27 protein-coding genes and 2 pseudogenes are annotated in these 25,373 nt (G+C 63.7%); 7 read left to right on the top strand and 22 right to left on the bottom strand.

All coding sequences use genetic code 11. From position 1 onward, the window contains the following. Window positions 1-22: 22 nt before the first annotated feature. From AC2W7L_RS04940 to dnaK, 11 genes and pseudogenes are all read right to left on the bottom strand, one after another. Window positions 23-763 (bottom strand): urease accessory protein UreD, encoded by a 741-nt coding sequence (locus AC2W7L_RS04940; RefSeq protein WP_486003511.1) that lies wholly within the window; start codon window positions 761-763, stop codon window positions 23-25. After that, window positions 760-1,512: an urease accessory protein UreG gene (gene ureG / locus AC2W7L_RS04935; protein WP_410708903.1), complete on the bottom strand. Its 753-nt coding sequence runs from the start codon at window positions 1,510-1,512 to the stop codon at window positions 760-762. The genes AC2W7L_RS04940 and ureG overlap by 4 nt, the downstream gene beginning before the upstream one ends. After that, complete coding sequence (locus AC2W7L_RS04930) at window positions 1,505-2,221, bottom strand: urease accessory protein UreF (RefSeq protein WP_410708904.1); 717 nt, start codon at window positions 2,219-2,221, stop codon at window positions 1,505-1,507. Before AC2W7L_RS04930 ends, ureG begins: the two co-directional genes overlap by 8 nt. Further along, window positions 2,221-3,923, bottom strand: a pseudogene (locus tag AC2W7L_RS04925) (urease subunit alpha). Before AC2W7L_RS04925 ends, AC2W7L_RS04930 begins: the two are co-directional and overlap by 1 nt. Next, window positions 3,923-4,261 carry an urease subunit beta gene (ureB, locus tag AC2W7L_RS04920; RefSeq protein WP_410708906.1) on the bottom strand — a complete coding sequence of 113 codons (339 nt, stop codon included), beginning with the start codon at window positions 4,259-4,261 and terminating at the stop codon, window positions 3,923-3,925. The pseudogene AC2W7L_RS04925 and the gene ureB overlap by 1 nt, the downstream one beginning before the upstream one ends. Before the next feature lie 12 nt (window positions 4,262-4,273). Continuing rightward, window positions 4,274-4,576: an urease subunit gamma gene (locus AC2W7L_RS04915; RefSeq protein WP_486003510.1), complete on the bottom strand. Its 303-nt coding sequence runs from the start codon at window positions 4,574-4,576 to the stop codon at window positions 4,274-4,276. An 18-nt stretch (window positions 4,577-4,594) separates the two neighbouring features. Continuing rightward, on the bottom strand, window positions 4,595-6,283 hold the full coding sequence (locus AC2W7L_RS04910) for a purine-cytosine permease family protein (protein WP_486003509.1): 1,689 nt from the start codon (window positions 6,281-6,283) through the stop codon (window positions 4,595-4,597). 214 nt (window positions 6,284-6,497) lie between these two features. Continuing rightward, window positions 6,498-6,935, bottom strand: a complete 438-nt coding sequence (locus AC2W7L_RS04905; protein WP_486003508.1) for a heat shock protein transcriptional repressor HspR — start codon at window positions 6,933-6,935, stop codon at window positions 6,498-6,500. A 14-nt stretch (window positions 6,936-6,949) separates the two neighbouring features. Beyond that, window positions 6,950-7,965 (bottom strand): annotated as a pseudogene (locus AC2W7L_RS04900) (DnaJ C-terminal domain-containing protein). Window positions 7,966-8,146: 181 nt separating this feature from the next. Continuing rightward, window positions 8,147-8,812 carry a nucleotide exchange factor GrpE gene (locus AC2W7L_RS04895; protein ID WP_410708912.1) on the bottom strand — a complete coding sequence of 222 codons (666 nt, stop codon included), beginning with the start codon at window positions 8,810-8,812 and terminating at the stop codon, window positions 8,147-8,149. Next, window positions 8,812-10,674 (bottom strand): molecular chaperone DnaK, encoded by a 1,863-nt coding sequence (dnaK, locus tag AC2W7L_RS04890; RefSeq protein WP_062241054.1) that lies wholly within the window; start codon window positions 10,672-10,674, stop codon window positions 8,812-8,814. The genes AC2W7L_RS04895 and dnaK overlap by 1 nt, the downstream gene beginning before the upstream one ends. 396 nt (window positions 10,675-11,070) lie before the next feature. On the opposite strand from dnaK, the gene AC2W7L_RS04885 reads away from it, so the two are divergent. Further along, entirely contained in the window at window positions 11,071-11,448 is a 378-nt protein-coding gene (locus tag AC2W7L_RS04885; RefSeq protein WP_486003507.1) for a TnsA-like heteromeric transposase endonuclease subunit, read from the top strand. A gap of 379 nt (window positions 11,449-11,827) precedes the next feature. Here AC2W7L_RS04885 and AC2W7L_RS04880 read toward each other — a convergent pair whose 3' ends face one another. From AC2W7L_RS04880 to AC2W7L_RS04870, 3 genes are all read right to left on the bottom strand, one after another. Then, complete coding sequence (locus AC2W7L_RS04880; protein WP_486003506.1) at window positions 11,828-12,418, bottom strand: TetR/AcrR family transcriptional regulator; 591 nt, start codon at window positions 12,416-12,418, stop codon at window positions 11,828-11,830. After that, window positions 12,391-12,579: a DUF5708 family protein gene (locus AC2W7L_RS04875; protein WP_486003635.1), complete on the bottom strand. Its 189-nt coding sequence runs from the start codon at window positions 12,577-12,579 to the stop codon at window positions 12,391-12,393. Before AC2W7L_RS04875 ends, AC2W7L_RS04880 begins: the two co-directional genes overlap by 28 nt. Window positions 12,580-12,701: 122 nt before the next feature. Next, window positions 12,702-13,169: a MarR family winged helix-turn-helix transcriptional regulator gene (locus tag AC2W7L_RS04870; protein WP_486003505.1), complete on the bottom strand. Its 468-nt coding sequence runs from the start codon at window positions 13,167-13,169 to the stop codon at window positions 12,702-12,704. 176 nt (window positions 13,170-13,345) lie between these two features. On the opposite strand from AC2W7L_RS04870, the gene AC2W7L_RS04865 reads away from it, so the two are divergent. From AC2W7L_RS04865 to AC2W7L_RS04855, 3 genes are all read left to right on the top strand, one after another. After that, window positions 13,346-13,945: a hypothetical protein gene (locus AC2W7L_RS04865; protein WP_486003504.1), complete on the top strand. Its 600-nt coding sequence runs from the start codon at window positions 13,346-13,348 to the stop codon at window positions 13,943-13,945. Then, window positions 13,942-14,328 carry a nuclear transport factor 2 family protein gene (locus AC2W7L_RS04860; RefSeq protein WP_486003503.1) on the top strand — a complete coding sequence of 129 codons (387 nt, stop codon included), beginning with the start codon at window positions 13,942-13,944 and terminating at the stop codon, window positions 14,326-14,328. The genes AC2W7L_RS04865 and AC2W7L_RS04860 overlap by 4 nt, the downstream gene beginning before the upstream one ends. 382 nt (window positions 14,329-14,710) lie before the next feature. Beyond that, window positions 14,711-15,055 carry a cupin domain-containing protein gene (locus AC2W7L_RS04855; protein ID WP_486003502.1) on the top strand — a complete coding sequence of 115 codons (345 nt, stop codon included), beginning with the start codon at window positions 14,711-14,713 and terminating at the stop codon, window positions 15,053-15,055. A gap of 94 nt (window positions 15,056-15,149) precedes the next feature. Here the strand turns inward: AC2W7L_RS04855 and AC2W7L_RS04850 are convergent, their stop codons facing one another. The 6 genes from AC2W7L_RS04850 to AC2W7L_RS04825 form a co-directional block, all read right to left on the bottom strand. Then, window positions 15,150-15,803 (bottom strand): response regulator, encoded by a 654-nt coding sequence (locus tag AC2W7L_RS04850; RefSeq protein ID WP_486003501.1) that lies wholly within the window; start codon window positions 15,801-15,803, stop codon window positions 15,150-15,152. Next, window positions 15,800-17,389 carry a sensor histidine kinase gene (locus AC2W7L_RS04845; RefSeq protein ID WP_486003500.1) on the bottom strand — a complete coding sequence of 530 codons (1,590 nt, stop codon included), beginning with the start codon at window positions 17,387-17,389 and terminating at the stop codon, window positions 15,800-15,802. The genes AC2W7L_RS04850 and AC2W7L_RS04845 overlap by 4 nt, the downstream gene beginning before the upstream one ends. A 20-nt stretch (window positions 17,390-17,409) precedes the next feature. Then, window positions 17,410-17,973: a phosphatase PAP2 family protein gene (locus AC2W7L_RS04840; protein WP_486003499.1), complete on the bottom strand. Its 564-nt coding sequence runs from the start codon at window positions 17,971-17,973 to the stop codon at window positions 17,410-17,412. Between the two features lie 149 nt (window positions 17,974-18,122). Then, on the bottom strand, window positions 18,123-18,827 hold the full coding sequence (locus tag AC2W7L_RS04835; protein ID WP_486003498.1) for an AAA family ATPase: 705 nt from the start codon (window positions 18,825-18,827) through the stop codon (window positions 18,123-18,125). Between the two features lie 78 nt (window positions 18,828-18,905). Then, window positions 18,906-19,607 (bottom strand): iron-siderophore ABC transporter substrate-binding protein, encoded by a 702-nt coding sequence (locus tag AC2W7L_RS04830; RefSeq protein WP_486003497.1) that lies wholly within the window; start codon window positions 19,605-19,607, stop codon window positions 18,906-18,908. Continuing rightward, complete coding sequence (locus AC2W7L_RS04825) at window positions 19,601-19,933, bottom strand: hypothetical protein (RefSeq protein WP_486003496.1); 333 nt, start codon at window positions 19,931-19,933, stop codon at window positions 19,601-19,603. Before AC2W7L_RS04825 ends, AC2W7L_RS04830 begins: the two co-directional genes overlap by 7 nt. Before the next feature lie 135 nt (window positions 19,934-20,068). Between AC2W7L_RS04825 and fepB the strand changes: the two genes are divergently transcribed. After that, on the top strand, window positions 20,069-20,890 hold the full coding sequence (gene fepB / locus AC2W7L_RS04820) for a Fe2+-enterobactin ABC transporter substrate-binding protein (protein WP_486003495.1): 822 nt from the start codon (window positions 20,069-20,071) through the stop codon (window positions 20,888-20,890). A gap of 31 nt (window positions 20,891-20,921) precedes the next feature. Then, a complete protein-coding gene (locus tag AC2W7L_RS04815) occupies window positions 20,922-21,101 on the top strand; it encodes a hypothetical protein (RefSeq protein WP_486003494.1) in 180 nt (59 codons plus the stop codon). A gap of 143 nt (window positions 21,102-21,244) precedes the next feature. Here the strand turns inward: AC2W7L_RS04815 and AC2W7L_RS04810 are convergent, their stop codons facing one another. Both AC2W7L_RS04810 and AC2W7L_RS04805 read right to left on the bottom strand, forming a co-directional pair. Continuing rightward, window positions 21,245-22,513, bottom strand: coding sequence for an alpha-hydroxy acid oxidase (locus AC2W7L_RS04810; protein WP_486003493.1), 1,269 nt, complete (start codon window positions 22,511-22,513; stop codon window positions 21,245-21,247). 88 nt (window positions 22,514-22,601) lie between these two features. Further along, entirely contained in the window at window positions 22,602-24,290 is a 1,689-nt protein-coding gene (locus AC2W7L_RS04805; RefSeq protein WP_486003492.1) for an L-lactate permease, read from the bottom strand. A 239-nt stretch (window positions 24,291-24,529) separates the two neighbouring features. Here AC2W7L_RS04805 and AC2W7L_RS04800 point away from each other — a divergent pair, with 239 nt between their 5' ends. Continuing rightward, window positions 24,530-25,315, top strand: a complete 786-nt coding sequence (locus AC2W7L_RS04800) for a FadR/GntR family transcriptional regulator (protein ID WP_486003491.1) — start codon at window positions 24,530-24,532, stop codon at window positions 25,313-25,315. The last annotated feature ends 58 nt before the right edge of the window (window positions 25,316-25,373 follow it).

Genomic DNA, 25,373 nt, shown 5'->3' with positions numbered 1-25,373 from the left:
CCTGGTGTCCGTATCGATTCGTTCATCTCTGCCGTCTCCGTTCTGCTCTGGTCTTCCACCGATGCCACCGGGCATCGACGTGCGCCGCGTGGGTCGCGGAGCCGATCGCTCTCACCACTGCCCCGGGCCTGGCGAGGACCAGGACGTGGCCTTCGCCGTCATCCCTGCTGTTATCCCTGCCGTCCTCCTCGGGGTCGAGTCCGATGAGCATCGCTGTGTCGAGGACCCGCGACGGTCCGAGCACACCCGGCTGCGGATCGCTGCCGTCGAGAGCGAGCTCTTCGACGAAGAACGCCGTACCGTCGAGGTCGCGGATGTCTGTGCGACTGACGATCCGGCCGCCGGCTTCTCCGCTTCGCCCCAGGACGAGGGTCTCGCGTAGGCAGACGACGGCATCCGGTGCTCGCCGTACGGTGGTCCGCCGGTCGACCTCGGCGCGGTCGGTGACGACGAACGGAAACGATTCCCACACGAGCGCGCCGCCGTCACCGACGTGCATGTCGACGTTCCATTCCGAGTGGCGTCCTGTCGAGGGGTAGGCGACCGTCCCTCCGATGTCCTCGATCCGCAGCGTGCACCCGGCTCCGACATCCACACGGATCGCGACCGCATCCCCGCCGAGGAGGGTCGCCGCGCCGGCGACGAGCGCGACGTGTGCAAACCCCGGCTTTCGACTCACCAACCGCGGTTGGAGGAGTCCGGCGGTGAACCGGACTTTCGGCGGTGCGCCCGGTGACACCTCGGTGACGGAAATGCTCGTCATACCCTTTCGGGTTCGTGATCGTGCGGTGCATCGGCATCATCGTGACTGTGCACGGATCCTCCGTCCTCGTCGGCGTGGAAGTGCGGAGCCATCGGTCCCGGATCCTGCGGTTCGTGGGAGCCGGAGCGATGCGAGTCAAGGAGCCTGAGCAGCCAATCACGCAGCCGCCTGATGGAGGCCTCGTCGGTGCGGGAGAGGGCGAGCACCGGCCCGCCCTCACGGGCCTCAGTGGCATCTGCGACCATCGTTTCGACATCGACACCGACATGTTCGGCGAGGTCGGTCTTGTTGACCACCAGCAGGTCGGCGCGTGCGATGCCGGGCCCTCCCTTTCGGGCGACGTCTCCGCCGCCGGCGACGTCGAGGACGAAGACCTGCGCGTCGACAAGCGCCGGAGAGAAGGTCGCGGTGAGATTGTCACCGCCCGATTCGACGAGGACGAGGTCGAGCGGGAAGAAGTCGGCTTCCAATCGTTCGACGGCCTGCAGGTTCGCCGTCACATCGTCGCGGATGGCGGTGTGGGGACAGGCGCCGGTTTCGACGGCCCGGATCCGGTCGGGGTCGAGCACCCCCGCGGAGCGCAGCAGCCTGGCGTCCTCATCGGTATAGATGTCGTTGGTGATGACTCCGATGCGGATCTCATCGGCCAGGGCACGGCAGATGAGAGCGATCAGCGAACTCTTTCCGGTTCCGACGGGACCGGCGACTCCCAGTCGCAGGGCCCTTTCGGCAGCAGGGAATTCAGGCACGGAACAGCCTCCTCGGCAACACGGACTGGGCCTCTGCCCAGTCCTCGATCAGTGGGGCACCCGCGGCGGGAAGCGCCTCGGGAAGGGTCAGTCGGGACAGTTCGGACACGCAGGCCTCCAATGTCGCGCAGGCATCGAGCACCCAGCCGGTGACGCGGATCGGATCCGTGGGTTCGAGTTTGAGTACGGCGGCGGCGACGGTCTGCGCGTCATCGTAGGCGACGAGGCGGACGAGGTCATCGGGCCCGATACCCGCGCACGCGGCGATGACACCAAGCACGATGGGACGGGGCAGCGGTCGCGACCGGAGCACCTCGGCGGTCTGCGGCCAAATCGTCTGACCGATGCGAGCCAAGCCGGCGCCGAGCGCCACCGCGATCTCCCGCAGCGCCGGGCTCGGGGTTCGAGCGGTCCACTCGATGTTCAGAGCGCCGAGGCGGTCGATGACGGTATCGGCCCTCGACGCCGGATCCGTTGCCACCAGATGCCGGGCGATCACGGCCGCTCCCGCTTCGACGCGCACAACGGTGGCCATTCGGGAGCACATGTAGGCGGCGATATCGTCTGGCGGCAGTCCCCGACGCAGTCCGGCCTCGACTCCGTTCGAGGACACGTGGGCACCTGCCGGCAGCCGTGAGTCGGCGAGCATCATCGCCAGAGTCGCCGAAGCGTTGGCGCGGGCGGGAATGTCGGTCGAAGTCTCGCGCATCAGAACATCTGGTAGAGACGGCCGAGCGGAAGGGTCTGCGCCGTCTGAGCGGTCACGGTCTCCCCGTCGATGGCGATGGCGAAAGTGTCAGGGTCGATGTCAATAGCCGGGCGCGCATCGTTGGCGCGCATGTCCTTCTTGCCGACGTCGCGAGTCGGTGCGAGAGGCAGGAGTTCCCGACTCAGCCCGAGTTCGTCCCGGAGGCCGTTCTCGACGGCGGCGGGAGCGGCGAACGACACCGCCAGACTCGCACCGTCGGAGGCGCCGAAGGTCGGCCGCATGAGGACTGGCTGCGGCGTCGGAATGGACGCGTTCGGGTCCCCGAGTCCGGCCCAGACGATCGACCCGCCCTTGATGACGAGGTCGGGGCGGACGCCGAAGAAGCGCGGATCCCAGAGCACGAGGTCGGCCATCTTTCCGACCTCGATCGAACCGATGTTTGCGTCCACGCCATGCGCGATAGCGGGATTGATCGTGTACTTGGCGACATAGCGGCGGGCGCGTTCGTTGTCCGCAGGCAGAGTCTCGCCGAGGCTGCCCACCCGATTCTTCATCACGTGGGCGACCTGCCAGGTGCGGGTGATGACTTCGCCGATGCGGCCCATCGCCTGAGCGTCCGAGGACGTGATCGACAGGGCTCCCATATCGTGGAGCAGGTCCTCGGCCGCGATCGTCGTCGCCCGGATGCGGGATTCGGCGAACGCGAGGTCTTCGGGCACGGCCGGGTTGAGATGGTGGCAGACCATGAGCATGTCGAGGTGCTCGGCGACCGTATTCACGGTGTGAGGCAGGGTCGGGTTCGTCGATCCCGGGAGGATGTTCTCGAGTGCCGCGATCGATAGGATGTCGGGAGCGTGCCCACCGCCGGCGCCTTCGACGTGAAAGGCGTGAATGCTGCGGCCCCCGATCGCCGCGATCGTCGATTCGACGAAGCCCGCCTCGTTAAGGGAATCGGAATGCAGAGCCACCTGCAGTCCGTGGTCATCGGCGGCCTGAAGTGCGGCGTCGATCGCGGCAGGTGTCGCGCCCCAGTCTTCGTGGACCTTGTATCCAGCTGCTCCGCCGAGTGCCTGTTCGGCCAGTCCGGCCGCGGAGACCGTGTTGCCCTTGCCGAGCAGGAGGATGTTCATCGGGATGTCGTCGAGGGCACGAAGCATTGCTCCGAGGTGCCAGGCTCCCGGCGTCACGGTCGTGGCTTTGCTGCCTTCGGACGGACCGGTGCCGCCGCCGGCGATCGTCGTGATCCCGGTGGCGAGCGCTTCGTGGAGTTGGGAGGGTGAGAGCAGATGGACATGGGAGTCGAAGGCGCCCGCAGTGAGAATGCGGCCTTCGCCGGAGATGACGTCGGTGGACGGTCCGATCTGCAGGTCCGTGTGCACCCCGTCGGCGATGTCGGGGTTCCCTGCCCGACCGAGGGCGACGATTCTCCCAGCTCGGATGCGACGTCGGCACGGATGATTCCCCACCAATCGAGGACGACGACGTTGGTGATGACCGTGTCGGGTGCTCCCTCGGCTGTGGTCGTCGTTCCCTGATTCATCGATTCGCGGATCGATTTGCCGCCTCCGAAGACCGACTCCTCACCGCCGAAGGTGCGGTCTTCTTCGACCTCGATCCATAGGTCAGTGTCACCCAGCCGCAACTGGTCACCGAGGCTGGGGCCGTAGAGCGCGGCATATCGCTCGGTTGACAGCCGGGCCATCAGCGATCACCCGCCTCGGAGCCGCGGAGGCTGATGCCGGCCACATGCCGGAGCCCGCCGAGGGCGACGATCGGCACGGTTCGCGAGGCTCCCGGCTCGAAGCGCAGCGACGTCCCTGCGGGGATGTCGAGGCGGAATCCCGCCGCGCGGTCGCGGTCGAAGGCGAGCGCCGGATTCGTGTCGGGCAGATGAACGTGGGAGCCGATCTGGATCGGTCGGTCTCCTGTGTTCTCCATCGTCAGCGTCGTCGTATCGTCCGGGTTCGAACGCACATTGAGTTCGCGCTCTCCCGGTCGGACCCGCACGGCTCCCGGCCCGCGGTCGCGTGTTCCTGCCACTTGTTCGGTCCTTCAGTCGATGGGGTTGTGGATGGTCACGAGCTTGCGCCCGTCGGGAAAGGTCGCCTCGACCTGGACGTCGGTGAGCATGTCAGCGACGTCATCGAGCACGTCCTCGCGGGTGAGGACGTCACGACCGGTGGTCATGAGCTCCTCGACGCTTGCCCCTTCCCTGGCGCGTTCGATGGCCCAGGTGCTCAGCAGCGCAACAGTCTCCGGGTAATTGAGGGCGATGCCCCGTTCATGGCGGTCCCTGGCGACCAGTCCCGCCACGGACAGGAGGAGCTTCTCGGCGTCGGCCGGTGTGAAATGCATGGTCTCTGTGTGGTTCCTTCAGTCCTCCGCGCGTTCACGCGGGTGATCGGCGGGCAGGATGTGCTCGCCGAGGCGGTCGGTCGAGAGTGCGAGTGAGCTGAGGTAGAGACGCTCCCCGTTCTCTCCCGTCTTCGCCGAAGCGATCATGTCGGGACGTTCGAACTCCATCTCGGTCACATGGCAGCGCAGGGTCTCGCCCGAGGGGTTGCCGTGCTCGTCGAACATCGGCAGGTCGATTCCGTCGTCCGTCCGACGCAGGTAGTACCTGCCGCGGGTGATGATCGCCATGAGCGGGGTCGCGACGATCGCGATGCCGACGGCGAACAGGGGTGAGAACGGTTGGACCGTCGCCCCGAACGCCCCGAAGTAGATGGCGATGGAGATACCGCCGGCGAGCACCAGTGAGACGATTCCGACCGGGTTCCAGTCGTAGAGCATGCCGCGCCGGAACTCGGGGATCTTCGGGGAGAGCTTCAGCAGATACTTGTTGATGGCGATGTCCGCGGCGACGACGCAGATCCACGACATCGCGAGGTTCGCGTAGAAGCTGAGGATCGCGTTGAGGAAGTCGAACATATTCAACTCCATCAGCGCCAGCGCGATGAGCAGGTTGACGATGAGGAAGGTGATCCGCCCGGGATAGCGCTTCGTGATCCGGGTGTAGGAGTTCGTCCATGCCAGCGACCCCGAGTAGGCGTTGGTGACATTGATCTTCACCTGGGAGATGACGACGAGCACCACGGCGAGGAAGAGAGCCAGCCATTGCGGCATCATCTGCTGATAGGTGGCGAGGAACTGCTGGACGGGTTCGTTCGCGAAGCTCACGGCGCCGGGAACGTTGGCGATGAGGTAGACCGCGAGGAACATGCCGATGATCTGCTTCGTGGCCCCGAAGATCACCCAACCGGGCCCCGCGAGGATGACGGCGGCCCACCAGCTCCGCCGGTTCTCGGGGGTGCGCGGCGGCATGAAACGCAGGTAGTCGATCTGTTCGGCGATCTGGGCGATGAGCGAGAGGCAGACTCCGGCGGCGAGCATGACCGAGGCGAAGTTCGCCCCTTCGCCCTCCTCGCCGGTGTAGGCGAAGAAGTCGGCGACCGATTCCGGCTGCCAGGCGATGAGGTAGCCGACGGGGATGACCATGAGCAGCAGCCACAGCGGGGTCGTGGAGACCTGCAGCTTGGCGAGGACCTTCATGCCGTAGATGACCAGCGGGAAGATGAGCACGGTGGACACGAGGTAGCCGATCGGCCGGGGAATGCCGAGGCCGAGGTAGAGTCCCTGAGCCATGATCGAACCTTCGAGGGCAAAGAAGATGAAGGTGAAGGTCGCGAAGATGACGTTGGTGATGACGGACCCGTAGTAGCCGAAGCCCGACCCGCGGGTGATGAGATCGAGGTCGAGGTTGTAGCGGGCGGCGTAGAACGCCAGCGGCCATCCGGTGAGGAAGATGATGAGGGCCGCGACGAGGATGCCGAGGATGCCGTTCGCCGTGCCGTGGGCGATGCCGATGTTTGCACCGATCGAGAAGTCGGCGAGGTAGGCGATGCCGCCCAGCGCACTCGTCGCGACGACCCCCGGCGCCCATTTCCGGTACGACCTGGGGGCGAAGCGGAGCGTGTAGTCCTCGAGGCTCTCAGAGGCGGCGAGCTTTGCTTCGTTCCGCGGCTCGGGAGGTGCTGTGGTCCTGCTCGGAGACAGTGTCATTGCGCGTTCCTGACGTGTGCGTCGGCCATGTCAACGACAATCATCGCAGTCGATTGTTTCCGCACATGTCGGTTCTGTTTCGGGCAGATGTCGGCAGGGGACATTGTGGGCACCGGATCGGTGCCCAATGATCATTCAGCGCAGATAGAGAAGGGCGCGAACCCCACGCGGGTTCGCGCCCTTCTCTATCATCGCCGTCCCAGCAGGAACCGGGTCAGCGCCGCCGGTACCGGTTGTAGAGGACCAGAGCGCCGGGTTCGGGCCGCCCTTGCGGACGGCGGCCGCGAGCGATCGACACGACATCGCCGGCGGTGCCGGCGGCGAAGACACGCGCATCGCGTTCCTTCGCGGCCTGCTGCGCCCTGATCTCGTCCTCGAGCTCCTCATTGCGGTGCCTGAGCGCGTCCACCTGGTTCTGCAGGTCGATGATCTTCTTGATCCCGACGAGGTTGACTCCCTCGTCCTGCGACAGCTGCTGGATCATCCGCAGCTTGGCGATGTCCTTCCCGGAATACCTCCGACCTCTCCCTGCCGTGCGTTCGGGGGTGACGAGGCCGAGTCGGTCATACTGTCGCAGGGTCTGCGGGTGCATTCCGGCGAGATCCGCCGCCACCGAGATGACATACACCGCCGCACTCGACGAAATGTGCATCGTTCATCACCACCTCAACTGGCCTTGGCTTTGTCCAGCAAGCCGGCGCGTGGATCCTCACCTTCGGTGGCGGCCTTGAACGACTCGACTGCCTGCTTGGCTTCCTTGGACAGATTCTTCGGCACCACGATCTCGACTGTCGCCAGCAGATCGCCGGAGCCCTTCTTCGTCTTCACACCTTTGCCCCGCACGCGCAGGGTCCGTCCCGAGGGTGTCCCCGGTGCGACCTTGACCTTGACGGGCATTCCGCCCAGGGTCGGCACCTTGACCTCAGCGCCGAGGGCCGCCTCGTCGAAGCTGATCGGCAGATCCATCCGCAGGTTGTCACCATCGCGGGTGAAGACCGGGTGCGGACTCACGTGCACGGTGAGGATGACATCACCGGGCTCGCCGCCGTTGGGGCTGGTCTTGCCCTTGCCGGCCAGGCGGATCTTCTGCCCGTCCTTGACCCGATCGGGGTGCGCACGGTCAGCGGCTTCCCGCCTGGCATGTTCAGCTTCACCGAGGCGCCGTCGATGGCTTCGGTGAACGACAGCGTCGTGCTCGACTTGATGTCGCCGCCCTTGACCGGAGGCTGGTAGCCGCCGTATCCGCCGCCACCGCCGAAACCTCCGCCGAATCCGCCGAGCAGATCCGCCAGGTCCGGGGGAACGTCTCCCCCGCCGCCGTAGGTCGTGCGGGTCCGCGTACGTCCGCCGCCTCCGAAGAGGTCGGAGAACACGTCGTCGAATCCGCCGCCGGCAGCCCCGCCGGGTCCGCCGGAACCTGCGCTGAACCTGGCACCGCCGCCCATGGCGCGGACCTGATCGTACTGGGCCCGGGACTCCTTGTCGGAGAGCACCTGGTGGGCCTGGCCGATCTCCTTGAACTTCTCCTCGGCCTTCTCATCACCGGGGTTGGCGTCCGGGTGATACTTGCGCGCGAGCTTGCGATAGGCCTTCTTGATCTCGGCATCGGAAGCATCCTTGGAGACGCCGAGGGTTTTGTAGAAGTCCTTGTCGAACCAATCATTCTGAGGTCCGGTATTCACCTGGCACCTCCTTTCCTTCCAATCAATCCTGTCATCAGGGTATTCACTTGTCCTCTCACAATCCGCATCCCCGGGGCAACGCCCCGAAGATCCGGACCGCCGCCGAGGCGGTTCCCCGGCCCCGTACGTCGGTGAACCGGCGTACGGGATGGGTGGCCGCCTCGGCGATCATGGTCGCTGCTCAGTCCTCCGGCTGCTGGACACCGACGCGGGCGGCGCGGATGATGCGCTCCCCGATCCGGTAGCCCGGCTGCATGACCAGGAAGAGCGTCGGATTCTCGACCTCATCCGAAGGCTGCTGCATGAGCGCCTCGTGGATGTTCGGGTCGAATTCGTCGCCGACCTCTCCGTACTGTTCGACGCCGATCTTGTTCAGCGATTCGACGAGCTTGTTCACATGGGTCTCGAAAGGCCCGGTGACATCGCCGTTGTCGCGAGCGAGCTTGACCTCGTCGAGCACGGGGATCAGGGCCTCGACGACCTTGATCGTGCCGCCGAGTGCCGCACGCTCACGTTCGCGGTCGGCGCGCATCCGGTAGGCCGCATATTCGGCGTTGATGCGCTTGAGGTCGGCCAGGTATCCCGCTGCCTCCGAACCCGGTTCGGGCTCGGCCTCCGGCTCGATGTCCTCGAGACCCGAGGCGTCGGACGGGATGTCCACACCGAGGTCGCTGGCATCGGCCTGTTCGGCGTTCGGGTCCGCGGTCGGCTCCTCGCCGGCCCCGGCCGAGGCCGACTGGGCGTCGGCCTCGGGACGGACCTCACCGGTGTTCGGATCGACCCGGCGCTTGTCACTGAAGGTGAAGCCTGGCTCCTCGGACGACTTGTCGTTGCCCTCGGCAGTCATTACTTCTTCTCCTCATCCTCTTCGTCGACAACTTCTGCGTCGACGACATCGTCGTCGGCGCTTGCATCGGCTGCGCCCTCACCGGCAGCTTCGGCGCCTTCGGCACCGCCCTGCTGGCTGTAGATGGCTTCGCCGATCTTCTGCTGGTTCTCCACGAGCTTGTCGTAGGCGCTCTTCACGGCGTCGTCGTCTTCACCCTTGAGGGCTTCCTTGACGGCGTCGACGTCGCCCTGCATCTCGGTCTTGAGCTCTTCCGGCAGCTTGTCGGCATTGTCGGTCAGCAGCTTCTCGGTCTGGTAGGCGAGGTTCTCCGCGTTGTTGCGGACGTCGGCAGCCTCACGGCGCTTCTTGTCCTCTTCAGCGTGCTCCTCGGCCTCGCGGACCATGCGGTCGATGTCTTCCTTCGGCAGTGCGGAACCGCCGGTGATCGTCATCGACTGCTCGGTGCCGGTGCCCTTGTCGGTGGCCGACACGTGGACGATGCCGTTGGCGTCGATGTCGAAGGCGACCTCGATCTGCGGCACACCGCGCGGAGCCGGAGCGATGCCGGTCAGCTCGAAGGTGCCGAGGTTCTTGTTGTCGCGAGTGAACTCACGCTCACCCTGGAAGACCTGGATCGACACGGAGGGCTGGTTGTCCTCAGCGGTGGTGAAAGTCTCCGAACGCTTGGTCGGGATCGGGGTGTTGCGCTCGATGAGCTTGGTCATCACGCCGCCCTTGGTCTCGAGTCCGAGCGAGAGCGGGGTGACGTCGATGAGCAGGACGTCCTTGCGCTCACCCACGAGGACACCGGCCTGGACGGCGGCGCCGATGGCGACGACCTCATCGGGGTTGACGCCCTTGTTGGGCTCCTTGCCTCCGGTGAGTTCGGTGACGACGGCGGAGACGCCGGGCATACGGGTCGAACCGCCGACGAGGACGACGTGGTCGATGTCGCTGACGGAGACGCCGGCGTCCTTCATGACTGCGTGGAACGGAGCCTTGGTGCGCTCGAGGAGGTCCTTGGTCAGGTCCTCGAACTTCGCACGGGTGAGAGTCTCATCCAGGTGGATGGGTCCGTTCTCGCTCATCGACAGGTACTGCAGCGAGATGTTCGTGCTGGTGGCCGAGGACAGTTCCTTCTTGGCCTGCTCAGCGGCTTCCTTGAGGCGCTGCAGAGCGGTGGCATCCTTGGTCAGGTCCACGCCGTAGTTGTTCTTGACCTGCTCGACCAGCCAGTCGACGATGCGCTGATCCCAGTCGTCACCGCCGAGGCGGTTGTCACCGGAGGTCGCACGGACCTGAATGGTGGAGAAGTCGTCTTCGTCCTTGCCGACTTCCAGCAGGGAGACGTCGAAGGTACCGCCACCGAGGTCGAAGACGAGGATGAGTTCGTCTTCCTTGCCGCGCTCGAGGCCGTAGGCCAGAGCGGCAGCGGTGGGCTCGTTGATGATGCGCGAGACGTTGAGGCCGGCGATCTCACCGGCGTCCTTGGTGGCCTGGCGCTCAGCATCGTTGAAGTATGCGGGAACGGTGATCACCGCGTCGGTGACCTTCTCCTGCAGGTATTCCTCGGCGTCGTGCTTGAGCTTCTGGAGGATGCGGGCCGAAACCTCGGGGGCCGTCATCTTCTTGCCGCCGATCTCGGTGGACCAATCGGTGCCCATGTGGCGCTTGACCGATGCGACTGTGTTCTTGATGTTCGTGACGGCCTGGCGCTTGGCGATCTCACCGACGAGGGAGTCGCCATTCTTGTTGACTGCGACGACGGACGGGGTTGTGCGACCGCCTTCCGCATTTGCGATGACCTTCGGGTCGCCGCCCTCGAGGACGGTGACGACGGAGTTCGTGGTTCCGAGGTCGATTCCGACTGCACGTGCCATAGTTTTCTCTCCTTACAGATCGTGAGTTCCTGCGACTCGAATGTGTGCGATCGGGCGGCTCCGGTTCTTGAGTCAGAACCACTCGACCGCACACATTGAGCCAACCGGACTCAAGTATTCTCTTCGAGGTTTCGACCGTCAAGTCGGCCTCATCAAAGTTGCGTACACCAGACTCAACTTTGCTGAGGATGGTTTTATTCCGGCGGGAGAGAAATTCTTTTCAGACGGCCGTGTAGGTTCTAGGTTTTCGTGTCGGAATCTCAATTTCGTGTCGGCAGCGTGCCGGAGTTCTCAATTTCATATCGGAGCGAGGAAGCTGGAGGCATGACAACGAAGACGTTGTTATAGCCGGAACTGATCTATCTCACCGAGGAGGGCACCTCGGTCACGACAACTGTGGGAACTGTAGATAAGACCCGGCTTTCGAAAGGTCTACCGGTCCGATCGCCCAGATCCCATGCACGTCAGCGTCACTACCCAGGCCCGTTCTGGCCTGCGACCACGGGCGGCCACGTACCGTACGAGAGCCGGTTGGAACTTGACCGACTGCGGGTGGCTGACTTCGATTCCCGGGCTGCCTGGATCATCGGCCAACCAATGAGCGGCCGCGACGGTGAAGCGGTTCGTCGGCACGTCCCTGATCTCCTGCTGACTGGATCAGATGGTCGATTGACCGCAGTCGATGTGAAACCAGCCGAATTCGTCAGTCGACCAAAAGTCGCGGCAGTATTCGCATGGACACGGCAGATCTGCGAAACGGCAGGATGGCGATAAGAAATGTGGTCCGGTGACGACACCGCTGCGGAACGCTCCAGTTCGTCAGCACCGGTTGGGGCGAGAATGGCATCCACACTGAAATAGGCGGCGAGAGTGAAAAGGGACCGTACAGAGTTGACTCCGGCTTTATGACATCCGAACGACGGAGTTGTGTTGAAGAAGACCGTCCTCCGAATCGACTTAGCAGCCGACCACCAAGGTTGCACGCATCCGGCAATCAGACGGAAGGACGAGGGCCGGAGGGGCTCTGATCTGAATGGCCCACAGTGGCCCGTGGCGTCTTGGCCACTAATGCGCGACCAGCGTGCGCCCACTCGATCCCGCAGTGGCTCAATTGGAGTCACCTGCTCAAAAGACCCGGAGCCCGTCAACCTGCTCACTTTCGGGGCGACTCCTCGACAGTTCGAACGCGCTCTCCAGTTGCGACGTCCGCTCCGATCCCCGCAATGAATGGGCTGATCACGCCGTCGATCAATGCTCGGCGTTCTGACATCGGTAACATCAGGCACTGAACAGTCACACCGTCGATCAGCGCGAACAGCTGCGATGCCGCCTGCGCCGAAAGGCCAGTCTCCGCGAACCAGCGGCGAAGTTCCTCGTCGAGTCTCGCCGATTCGGCCGCCAATTCAGCATCGACGGCCGACAGAGCGGCGTACGCGAGCCAGACTCGAGCACGTCGCTCTCGCCGATCGTCCAATGGCAGCCAGTGATCGACGACATCGCGCAATGTCATGGGGTTGGCAGCTGTGATGTCTGCGACGAACTGCTCGCCGGCGTGGTCGAAACCCGCCCGGATCAGTTCAGCCTTCGTCCTGTAGTAGTACTGCACCTGCGCCGGCGATACTCCGGCTGCGGCGGCTACGCTGCGGACACTCAGTGCGCCTGCGCCATGGTCGGCAAGAACACTGATAACTCCATCGACAATGCGAGTAGACGACATCAGCGCCTCGACGCAATCATCGACCACACAGTCGCAGCCAACTCCACAACCCCCAGCACCGCAATCACGAAGCCAGCCTGCCGCAGGCCAATGACCGGGGTCTCGACGTCGTGGAAAACGAAATACAACACAAGCCCGCCGACGACCATGATCGCACCGACGAGGAGTGCCGTAACACTCTTACTCATCACTCCGCGTCCTCTCTATTCCTATACGTATGTACAGTACAATCGTACAGCACAGCCCGGGCGGCGCAATGCTCTGCAAGCGATCACACCGATTCCGCAGATCAGATCGACAGGAATCTCCGTCAGTTCGCCGACGTGCCCGCATGCACGTCGATCGAGAGGCCTCGAAAGTTGGCGATCCGCGCAAGTAGGTTCTGCAGAAGTTCGACTTCTTCAATGTCAAGGCATTCCGTAAAGGCGCTCTCGTGTGCATCAGCGAGCGGACGGATGCTATCCAGAACCTGCTCGCCCTCCTCGGTCAGAACGACCTCGTGGATTCGTCGATCGGTGCGACTTCGGCGCCGCTCGATGAGACCACGACCTTCAAGCCGATCCAGCACTGCAACGATCCGACTCGGCCCCACCCCGATCTGCCGGCTGAGAGCACGCTGACTGACCCCAGGATTACGGCCGATCAGGCGGAGCAGGCCCGCATCGGAGGCAGTGACATTTAAGGCCTGCAATTCGCGCTCGAAACTGCTCGCGGCGTCGGAGCCGAGCTGAGACAGGAGGAAGGCGATTCGATGATGTGGCTGCGGCGCTGATGTCATGTGTCCATAATAGACCTCTTGATAAATCATTCACAACGTGTATGATCAACGACATGAACCAATCTACGAAGCAACTCACAGATCGTCCGAAGTCATCGCGACGCCGACCAGAGGGGCCTCACCCAGGAATCATTGGCACTGTCTGTCTTGGCCTCTTCCTCGCAAGCCTTGTCCTGATGGCGATACTCGGTCACGGGTCGACCATCGCCTCACCCTTCGCGGACGACTCAACGGACTTCTTCGCCCAGCACGGAACAGCAGCCCGACTGTCAGCTCTGTTGCAGTTGGGGTCGTCTGTTCCCCTGGGAATCTATGCCGCAACCATGTACGCACGTCTGCAGCGACTCGGAGTACGTGTACCGGGCCCGTCGATCGCATTCTTCGGCGGCGTCAGCGCCTCGGTGCTCTTGGCAATCTCTGCCCTGCTGACCTGGACTGCCGGCCAAGATGCCGTCGCCGCACACCACGAACTGACCCGTGCGCTGGGCTTCCTCGCCTTCGGGGCGGGTGGCTTCGCTCACCTGCTCGGCCTTGGCCTCCTCGTCGCCGGGATCGCCGTCCCGGGCCTGATCCTGCGCCTGTTGCCCCGCCCTCTCGCATGGGCCGGCCTGGTGATCGCCGCAATATGTGAGCTGAGCATCCTCACCATGGCCCTCGAACCCTTCCAGACCCTCGTACCGATCGGGCGATTCACCGCCCTCGCCTGGATCGTGGCCGCGGGCTTCCTCATCCCGCGCAGTCGGCAACGCAAGAACACACCGAAGGAGAAGTCATGAATACGGTCAACGACACACTCGCTACATGGGCAGACGCGGAACGCCTCTGTGACGCCGCGACGACGAACAGCCTCCTGACCGACGACTTCCTCGGCATCGGGCCAGTCGGCTTCCAACTGCCGAAGGACGCCTGGGTACAGCGCCTCACAGACAGTCAGCTCGACTACCAAGAGCTCTCGCTCGACGAAGTCAGCATCCGCGAGTATTCCGACTCAGCAATCGCTGTTGCCCGTGTGAACACACGGGGCTCCGCCCGGGGCAATCCGCTGCCCACCACACGAACCACGTTCCATCTGGTGCGCATCGACGATAATTGGCGGATCGCAGGAATCCAACACAGCTTCATCGCGGGCGCACCCGGCTCACCCGTACCGGGCAGATAGGTGTTCCTCATCTCGGGGCCGCGGAATTCCGCATCGGATCCATTTCACACTCGTGACCGCGCACATTGCTCTCAGCGTTGCTCCGCTCGGGGATTCGGCGTTTCCTCGTCGTCGGTCCGACCACCCTGTGGGGCGCCCTCAGGCATTCGTGAATGATCGTCAAGCTCGCGCCCTTCCTCTCGGTCATCACCGTCAGCGCCACAGCCATCCGACCCGCTCTCCAACCCGGCGATCCGAGCACACATCGCTCATCCTCGACAGCCTATGGGAAGTTCTCGCACAGCTGATCGCGATTATCCTCGGCGTCGTCAAGCCACGCCATAGGCGACGGTCATCTACAGCGCAATCCACACCACGATCACCTACACACAGAGGAGCAGCCATGGAATTCCACATACTTGATCGCAGCGATGGGCGCGGAGACGGCGAGGACTGGACCGAGAACTACGGCAAGATTCCCGGGAACCCCGGAATCTCCCTCATTTTCGAATCCACCACCGAGGCTGGCCAGGGCCCACGGCTCCACCTCCACCCATACGCGGAGACTTTCGTAATCCGCCGAGGCGGCGCGACGTTCACAGTGGGCGATGACAGCATCAATGCCCATGCCGGTCAGATCCTCGTCGTTCCGGCCGAGACCCCGCACAAGTTCGTGACCCACGAAGGCGGGTACGAAGCCGTCCACATCCACTCCAGCCCACGCTTCGAGACCACCTGGCTGAAATAGTCAGCCGGAGCATGATGCTACAGCCGGAGTGGACACTGAACTGATGTGTCTAGGCGGCTCACACGAACCACCGGTCCTCCGACTACGATGTCGATCAGGCTACGAGTCCCGAGCGGTATGCCAGGAGCGCCGCTTCGACCCGATTACGTGCTCCAAGACTTCTCAGCATCTGGGTCACGTACCACTTGACAGTGCCGACACTGAGGAAGAGTGCGTCGGCAATCTCGGCATTGGAGGCTCCTTCGGCGAGCTGGAGAAGGATCTCAGTCTCACGATCGCTGAGGCGGCGCACCCGACGCTGCGCATCGTCATCGACTCTCGAGGTCGACCCGGCACGCTGAGCAAGTTGGGCCGCTACCTGCGGGGAGAAGTAGGCTCCGCCAGAGGCCGATGCGTGGATGGCGTGGGTGAGTTCGGCCGGTTCTCCTGCTTTGAGCACGAATCCGCTCACTCCAATGGACAAGGCCGCAGTGACGTAGTCGGACTCGCCGAAGGTGGTGAGCATGATGATTCCGATCTGAGGATAGGCTTCAGCAATCTTTCTTGCTGCAGTGATGCCATCCATCACTGGCATTCTGATGTCAAGGAGGACGACATCGGGAACCACCTCGCGAACGACGGACAGTGCCTGCTTGCCGTCACCGGCCTCGCCCACCACGCGAGCAGATCCGGTCGTCTCCACGATGGTTCGAATCCCGGACCTGACCAGGGGTTCATCGTCGACGAGCACGGCCCTGACCGATGTCATTGTTGGACTCCCGTCACGATGGTATCGATGGACACCAGTTCTCCGGAGGAGAAGCAGAGTCGGGCGAGATCTCCTGAGCGATCCGAGAGCTGGTCAGCGGTGAGAGCATAGAACTGACATGTCGATCCGGGCGGAGCACCTTCACTGGCCCGCTGTCGTTCCTCGTTGCTGATCAGTGTGTACTCCTCGTCCGGGAGTTGTCTTTGGGTCTGCGCAGTGGACATGCCGATCGACAGCGACTTGAGAACGTCTGCCGAGAGGAGTGATCGTTCAGCATGCCACCAATTGTTGACCACAACTGCGCCGATGACCAGGCAGAGGGCAGCCATAGGCAGAGCCGCTGCTAGGGCCAACCGTCTGTTCCCACGCATGCGTGCGGCGCCCAGTTCGACCGATGGATCATCGTCCAGTCCAAGGGCCGTCGAGCCCCACGGAGGTAGTTCACTCGAGACCACCGATGTTCCCTCAGTCTCCGAGAAGCCTGTTTGAGACGGCATTGACGACCTCACCGAGCCTGCGAGATCACGCGCCGGCGCGGTTAATGGCAGTGAGAGTCTCAGTTCATGCTGATCGTTGTCGATGATTTGATCCAGGTCTCCACCCTGAGCCTCGACGGCAGATTTCAGCGAGGAGATACCGGTTCCGGCACCGAGAGTCCGGTGGGTGGAGTCTGTGGGCATGTCGTTGTCCATCGACATCAGCAACTGTGCGGAGTCGAAGCCGAGATTGATGCCGACGACCCGACCAGGAGCGTGTTTGAGAGCGTTCGTGAGCCCCTCTCTGAGAACCTTGCCGACCAGCGAGTCTGCAGGGAACTCATCGAGCCGTTCGCGATCAACAACGGAGATCGTGACACGAGTCCCGGCTGATTCCGCTTCGGCGAGTAGCTCAGCCGCTGTTTGTTTCTCCGTACCTTTGCCCGAAGTGTCCGACGGCTCGGGGAGGTCATCGCCGGCGGAGTTCAGAGATGTCGACACCGGGCTGGTCGGTGCCGGGGCTCCGTCCCGTAGGATCTCCACCGTGTGAGCTAAGGTAGACACGCTCTCGCGCAGTCGTCGATTCATGTCGGCAAGGGCCTTCCGCTGCTTCTCGGTGAGGGAATCATCGAGAGACAACGCATTGATCTGCACCGAGGTGAGACTGAGCTGATGACCGAGCTCATCGTGCAACTCCTCGGCGATCCGTCTCTTCTCCTCGCTGTAAGCCGATTCGACGGCGTTGCGGCGGGCAACGGAGCGAGCCTGCACAGCGGATTCGGCTGATTTCATCGCAAGACCGCGAATCATCCAGCCCCGAGTGAGGGCGTAGGGCAGCAGTCCGGTGACAATGACCAGAACTGTCCAATTGAGCAGGTCGTTGCTCGGCAGATCGAGGACGATAGTGAACAGCAGACTTCCGGCCGTGACGATCGAACCTCCGATGAGCACCGAATTGCTGCGCGAGAGCACTGTTCCTAGCGCGATGGCAATGACCACGGTGAGGAACGCCCACCCGGAAGAGGCCCACAGGAGGCTTGCCGAGGCTGCGACTACGAACGCGCAAACCGCTTCGAGGACGAAGTTGGGTTCGATCCGCAGGCGTCTCATACCTCCATTGTCGCAGGAGCTCACCGAGTCGCACGGGGTTCGTGGTGGACCACAGAGACGGTGCGGTCGGCCACCGGGGTGAGGGCTCGTCGGAGCAGCAGCACGGTCAAGGCTACGACAATGATGCCTATGAGTCCGCCGACCACGACGTCGTGGACGAAGTGTTCATGCGAGAGCACCCTCCCTGTCGCTGTGATGAGGGCCAGAGGCACAGCTACGATCCAGAGTCGGCGAGATCCGACGATCACAGCCAGGGCGAGACCGAACGCGATCACGGCGTGGTTAGAGGGAAAAGACCAGTCATCGAGGGGAGGACATTCCGGACTGGGCATATCGAGGTGGCAAGGGCGCGGTTGTCGGACGAGTGTCTTGAGGACTTCGCTGAGCAGATAGGCGAACACAGAACCCGCGCCGGCCGCAGCAAGCGCGGCCAAGTCTCCGGGCCTGCGGCGTACCACGGCCAGAATGACGAGTACTCCGCAAAGGACGCCGAGAGCAATGATACTCAGTTGGGAGGTCAGATCGGAGAGTTCAAGGATACGGGCGGAATCGGCAGCGGTCGATGCAGGAATGGTGTGAATCATTCCCGCAGATTAGAAGCCAGCGCCTGGTCTGCGGCCCCGCTGATGGTCGGGAACCACCCAACTAAAGTGGGGTTGATGACCGTACCTCTGGGTCCGCAGACGAAATTCTCCCTGAAGGATTACGACAAGTTGGTGAGATGGGAGCAATCTCACCAACTTGTCATGTCCCAGGTCAGCCTTGTGCGACCCTGACAAGTGCAATGGGATCCTACAGCCGCTGCGGTATCGAGCAGGCCGAGAACTTCACCGACAACAGCGCCCCGATGTGACAGCACGACACGGCCCCAGGGCTCACCGTCACCGAGGCTGTCACCACGAAGGATGCGCTCGCGCAGTTCGCTCCAGCGCCTCCAATGTCGATCGAAGGCGCGTCGCCTGACAAGCCTCTTCCGCTGCGCCTGACCGCGAAGCGCGGAATCTCGATCCGTATCAATGAAGACGATCATCGGTCGATATCCGAGAATTCCTGCAAGGCTCACAATGAGTCGGCGACTCCATCGGCGGGTGCCCGGATCATGGATGACCAGCGGTCCGCCGCCCCTGTTGAGCATGAGCGCAAGCACGCGGAGATGGGCGATCGTGTGGAGAATCGGTCGAACAAGCGCGTACGGCAACCACGGCATCCACTGACGCAGCTGACGTCGCACGCCCTCCGGATCCGCCGACCGCGCCCGAGGCGATCGGCCCCGTAATACTCTGAGCGCTTCGGTCTTGCCTGCCCCGGGAACCCCGGCGATGACAACGAGAGGAGTGACCGCAGCACTGCCCGATGGGCCGCTTTCGCGCCCATTGAAATTCCGCTCGAGTTCCTTAACGAACCCGTCGTCGCCTCTCGCAGCGGCTGCTGATCCCATGGTGACCTCTCCGAGTCAGATGATGAGTGTCAGCATAGAGGCGATTTCTTCGCCGTCACTGCGAAATCTCTCGGAGATTCACTCGCCGAGGTGGCCCTCCAGATCATCGAGGATCTGACCGGCCCCGGTCGGGCCGAGTCCAAGGAACCAGACATCGTCATTGACGCGGATGGCCTTGCTGTCCTTGACCGCGTCGAGACCCTTCCATTGGCTCGACTCGAGTGCCTTCTTCTCCCCGGTCGCCTCCGGATCGCCATAGCTGGTGTAGAAGACATAGTCGCCGGCCGCCTGGTCGAGGTTCTCCGGAGAGATCTCGACGGCGAGCTCGTCGACGTCCTGATTCTTCGGGCGCTTGAACCCGGCATCGTGGAGGATGACTCCGATGAGCGACTGATTCGCGTACAGGCGGAGGCGGTCAGGCATGAAGCGCACGAGCGAGATCGTCGGGTCGCCGTCGACGGAGTCCTTGAGCTCTCCAGCCTCGCGAGCGTATTCCTCAAGCTCCTTCGTCGTCTCGTCTTCCATGCCCATCGCCTCACCCACGAGGCGGAAGTTCTCCTTCCACGGGAACCCGGGACGGATCGAGAACACCGTCGGAGCAATGGAGTCGAGTTCGTCATAGAGTTTGTCGGCGCGCAGCTGGCTGCCGAGGATGAGGTCAGGTTCGAGTGAGGCGATCTTCTCGAGATCAAGCTCCTGAATCGTACCGACCGTCTCGACTCCCTTGACCTGGTCTTCGAGGTAGCTCGGCACCGGGCTGGCACCTTCGGTCGTCACCATGCCGACGGGGGTGATGCCAAGCGACAGGACGTCGTCGAGCTCTCCCGTGTCGAGAACGAGACGCGCTCGGGTTTCTTTTCGATCTCCGTCGTGCCATTGGCATGCTTGACCGTCCGCGGGAAGACCCCAGCCTCGGCATCGCTGCCGAGCTTCGCAGTCTCCTCATCAGCAGTGCCGAAGGCCTCGCCTCCTGTCGCAACATCTTTGTTGCCGGCGTCCCCGTCGGTACCTTTGTCGTCCTCTGCGGCACAGCCGACAGCGAGCAGGGCAATGGTCAGAGCTGAGGCAGCCACAGCGACCGCCCGATTCTTCAGAGTCGATTTCACGAAGATGAGCCTACCCTAAGTGTTCACTCCCGCTCGACACACCGCGCCATCGGCAGAATCTCACCACGAATGCAGTTTCCCGGGTCTACTTAGGTTAGGCTCATCTTCGCAAGCGATCATTCTCGAAAGGCCCCTATGTCCCGCGTCAAACCCGGCAGCACACGCGTATCTGCCGCAGTCACCCTCATCACCGCTCTCAGCCTCAGCGCCTGCAGCGGGTCCGGCTCCTCCGACCCCGGCAATGGCGACGCCGCTGCCGACGGTCAATGGCCCCTGACGATCACGGACGACGCCGGCCACGAAGTGATCATCGACGAAGCTCCCGAATCGGTCGTCTCCACCTCGGTGACCCTCACCGGCAGCCTCCTCGCCGTCGACGCACCTGTCACCGCCTCCGGTGCCACCATGCCAAATTCCCCCGTTGCCGACGCGCAAGGCTTCTTCACGCAGTGGAGCGACGTCGCGATGGAGAAGGACGTCAAGGCCCTCTACCAGGGCGACCCCGATGTCGAGGCCGTACTCGCCGAGGAACCTGACCTCATCGTGGTCTCGAAGACCGGCCAGGACTCGGCGAACGCCATCTACGATCAGCTCAGCGACATCGCTCCGACCGTCGTCATCGACTACGGCGACAAGGACTGGCAGGAGGTCACCACCAAGCTCGGTGAGATCACCGGCCACGAGGATGAGGCGAAGAAGGCCAACGACGAGTTCGGTTCCCGCGCCGAGGAGGTCAAGTCCGCCATCGACGCCCCGAAGCAGCCGGTCACCGGCATGATCTTCAACGAGAAGGCCAAGGGCGGAGGATCCGGGGCCAGCGCGAACATCTGGACCCCGGAATCCGCTCAAGGCAAGCTCCTCCAAGAGGTCGGCTTCGAACTCGCCGAGGTCCCCGAAGGCACGGCCGGCCAAGGCGAAATGGGCAAAACGTGCCGATATCGTCGAAGTCACCGGTGAGAACCTGTCGAAGGCCGTCACCGGCGAATCCGTGTTCCTGTTCAACGCGAACGAGAAGACCGCCGCGTCGTACGCGAAGAACTCGCTGGTCGAGAGCACACCGGCGGTGAAGAACGATGCCGTCTACCCGATGGGCCTCGACTCATTCCGCCTCGATTACTACTCCGCCACGAACGTCCTCGACCGCATCGAGGACGAATTCGGCAAGTGATCACCTGAACCCGAAACGGACGGCCGGCAACGACGATACTTCTCGCTGCCGGCCGTCCGTTCTCTGCCTATGGAGCCATCTGGGCGACCCCGGCGGGGCCGCCTCGGTGGTCGGATCGACCTCCGCGGGGCCGCCTCGGCGAATCAGCCCTTGGCCGGGCGGGAGCTGATGATCTCCGCGCGCTCGTCGCGGTTGAATTGACGCAGCTGGGTCACATGGGACGGGTTGAGCTCGGAGACATCGGCGACCTGGAGCAGGCGCATGGTGCGCTCGACCTGCTCGCCGAGGATCTCGATCGTCCGGTCCACTCCTGCTCGACCGCCGGCCATGAGGCCGAAGAGGTAGGCACGGCCGATGAGCGTGAAGTCCGCGCCCAGCGCCAACGACGCGACGATGTCGGCGCCGTTGCGGATTCCGGTGTCGATGATGATCTCCACGTCCTTGCCGATCTCGCGAGCCACCTCGGGGAGGAGTTCGAAGGGCACGGGCGCGCGATCGAGCTGGCGCCCGCCGTGGTTGGACAGGACGATCGAATCGACGCCGAGGTCGGCGAGCTTTTTCGCATCCTCGAGCGTCTGCACGCCCTTGACGGAGAATTTGCCGGGCCACATGGCGCGGATCTCGGCGAGGTCATCGAAGTTGATGGAGGGGTCCATCGCCGAATCGAGGAGCTCGCCGACGGTGCCGCCGGTCTCCGACAGGGACGCGAACTCGAGCTTCGGGGTGGTCAGGAAGTCCCACCACCACCAGGGACGAGGGATGGCGTTGAGGATCGTCTGCGGGGTCAGCTGCGGCGGAATGGAGAAGCCGTTGCGCGTATCGCGCAGTCGGGCACCGGCGACGGGAGCGTCGACGGTGAAGAAGAGAGTGTCGAACTCGGCGTTCTTCGCCCGCTCGACGAGGCCGTAGGAGATGTCGCGCTGCTTCATCACATAGAGCTGGAACCAATTGCGCCCGTGCGGGTTGGTCTTCTTGACGTCCTCGATCGACGTCGTGCCCAGCGTCGAGAGCGTGAACGGGATGCCCGCAGCCCCCGCGGCTCCGGCGCCGGCGGTCTCACCCTCGGTCTGCATGAGTCGGGTGAAGCCGGTCGGCGCGATGCCGAAGGGCATGGCCGAGCTGCCGCCCATGATCTGGGTCGAGGTGTCGACGTTCGTGACGTCCTTGAGGATCGAGGGGTGGAACTCGATATCGCGGAAGGACTGGACCGAGCGCTCCATCGAGATCTCACCCTCGGCGGCCCCATCCGTGTAGTCGAACGCCGCGGCCGGGGTCCGGCGCTTCGCGATCTTGCGCAGGTCCTCGATCGTCAGCGCATTCTCCAAGCGACGCTTCTTCGGGTCGAGTTCGAACTTCTTGAACTTCATCAGCTCGAAGATCTCGGCCGGCTGAGGAATCTGCCTCTTGACCATGTTTTTCGCTCCTTTGATTAGGCGGTGGTTGAGAAGTGGGTGGTGGCTGGTGCGGGTGGTCCGATCGGCAAGACGGCGCCGCGCGGATTCAGGAGCCGGGGACCATCCAGGACAGCACCGTCGACTGGAGTCCGACGAGCAGACACATGGCGACGAGCATGCCCAGGGACCAGCCGATGACGCGGCGGAGGATCGAGGCCTCCTTGCCGAGCAGACCGACGGCGGTGGCCGCGATGGTGAGGTTCTGCGGGCTGACCATCTTGCCGAGGACGCCGCCGGAGCTGTTGGCGCCGACGAGCAGCAGCGGGTTGAGCCCGGCCTCGTGTGCGGCGGTCTGCTGCAGGGTCGCGAACAGTGCGTTCGCCGAGGTGTCCGAACCGGTCACAGCAGTGCCCAGCCAGCCGAGGATCGGCGAGAGGAAGGCGAAGAAGGCTCCGGTGCCGGCGATCCAGGTTCCGATGGTGATCGTCTGGCCCGAGAGGTTCATGACATAGGCCAGCGCGAGAACGGAGCCGACGGTGAGGATCGAGAACTTCATCTTCACGACGTTGACGATGAACACATCGACGGCGTCCTTCGCCGACATCTTGTACACGATCGCGACGATGATGCCGGAAATGAGCAGCAGGGTGCCAGGGGAAGACAGCCATTGGAAGTTGTAGACCGTGCTCGTCGAGACTTCGCCGGCGGCGTTGAGGATGTTCCCATCCAGTCCGGGCCAGGGGATCTTCACATCGGTCGAGGCCAGCCAGTTGTTGATTACCGGCACGAGTTTGGCCACGGAGAAGATGACGATGACGAGCAGATAGGGAAAGAGCGCGAGGAAGACTCGGGACCCGGTCAGCGGCGCGGTCTCCTTCTTCACATCGGTGGCAACGGCAGCAGAGGCACCGCCGGCATCAGGAGCATCGGCGCCTTCGTGTTCGCGCTCATCGGCCATGCGGTCGAGTGCGTCCTGACCGCCCTTCGGCTTCCAGAAGCGCAGCATGATGACGACGACTGCGAGGCCGACGAGGGAGGCGATGATGTCGGTGAGTTCGACGGAGAGGAACGTGGCGGAGACGTACTGGGCGAGGCCGAAGGCGATGCCCACGACGAGGGCAAGCGGCCAGATCTGCTTCAGCCCGCGACGCCCGTCGACGAGCAGGACGAGGAAGAGCGGCACGACTGCGGCGAGGAACGGGGTCTGGTGACCGACCATGGCGCCGATGTCCTGGTAGTCGATTCCCGTCAGAGTGCCGGCGGTGATGATCGGGATGGCGATGGCGCCGAAGGCCACGGGCGCGGTGTTGGCAACGAGGACGACGACGGCCGCTCGCATAGCGGTGAAGCCGACGGCGACGAGCATGACACCGGTGATCGCCACCGGGGCACCGAATCCGGCGAGCGCTTCGAGGAGGCCGCCGAAGCAGAAGGCGACGATGATGGCCTGGATGCGCGGGTCATCGGAGATGACGTTGATGACCAGCCGCAAGTCCTCGAAGTGGCCCGAGCGCACGGTGAGTTCGTAGAGCCAGATCGCGGTGATGACGATCCACATGATCGGGAACAGTCCGAAGGCGAACCCCTGTGTCGCCGAGAGCGCGGCGAGTCCGACCGGCATTCCGTAGGCGGCGATCGCGACGATGAGAGCGACGCCGACGGCGGTCAATCCGGCCCAATGGGCCTTCCATTTGAGTGCGCCGAGGGTGACGAAGATCGTCAGCAGCGGCAGGATCGCCAACAGGGACGACCACAGCAGGCTGTCGGCCACCGGTGCGATTTCAGGTGTGTACATGGCTTCTCCAAATCGGCCGGGCCTGCCCACATCGGGTCCGTTCCCCTGTGAACGCGCTCCGAACTCGAACGATCAGAATTTTCAGTATGGCCTTTATGAGGTCAGACCATTAATCTGAGCATAGGACGAGGGTGTGATCTGCGTCAACTGTCTTCTTCCGGCGGCGGTTCCGGTCGCATCCCCACGAGCAGGACGACGAGCAACGAGAGGCATGACATGATGGCGCGGTGGAGACGACCATGAATGATGACACGAACGAGGTCCGCCCGGAACAGACAGTCAGCGCCGAGGCGGCCGACGGTCCCGAATGGAAACCCGTGAACCGGGCGAGCACCTATGAGCTCGTCATCGATGCCGTCGAAGAGCAGATCATGACCGGCTCGCTGGGCGTCGGAGACCCTCTCCCTGCCGAACGCGACCTGGCGACGAAGCTCGGCGTCAGTCGCGCCAGTGTGCGCGAGGCGCTGCGCGTGCTCGACAGCCTCGGCGTCGTCCGGTCCTCGGGCGGGTCCGGCCGCGGTGCCGGCACGTTCATCGCCGCCATGCCCTCGGCAGCGCTCACCCGGTTCCTCCGCCTCCACGTCGCGCTCACGAACTTCAGCATCGACGACGTGACTGAGACGCGCATCCAGCTCGAACGCTCGAGCGCGGTCCTCGCGGCGACCCGAGCCGATAAGGACGCACTGGCAGAGGTGAATGCACAGCTGGCGATGATGGACACTCCCGGGATCAGCCTGGAGACCTTCAACGACGCGGACACCGCTTTCCACGTCGCCATCGCCCAGGCGGCGGGCAATCAGCTGTTCTCCGACCTCACCGGGGCCATCCGCACTTCTCTGCGGAAGTCGATCTTCTCCTCATTCAGCCGCGTCGACGACCAGCAGGCGCTGATGGCGAAGCTGCAAGCCCAACACCACGGGATCATGGACGCCATCACTGCTGGTCGCGCCGAAGATGCCGCGGCTCTCACCGAAGAGCACATCCGCTTCGCCGCTTCACGCTTACCCGGCCTCTCCGACACCTAACCCACCCCAATTGCTACCTGACGGCGGCCCAGCAACCTCGCGCGAGGTGGTCGGCCCG

The sequence above is a fragment of the Brevibacterium sp. LAARM3_SD1 genome (assembly GCF_057364765.1).
The sequence above is the reverse complement of the archived record's forward strand: the minus strand, read 5'-3'. Positions and strand labels throughout refer to the sequence as shown.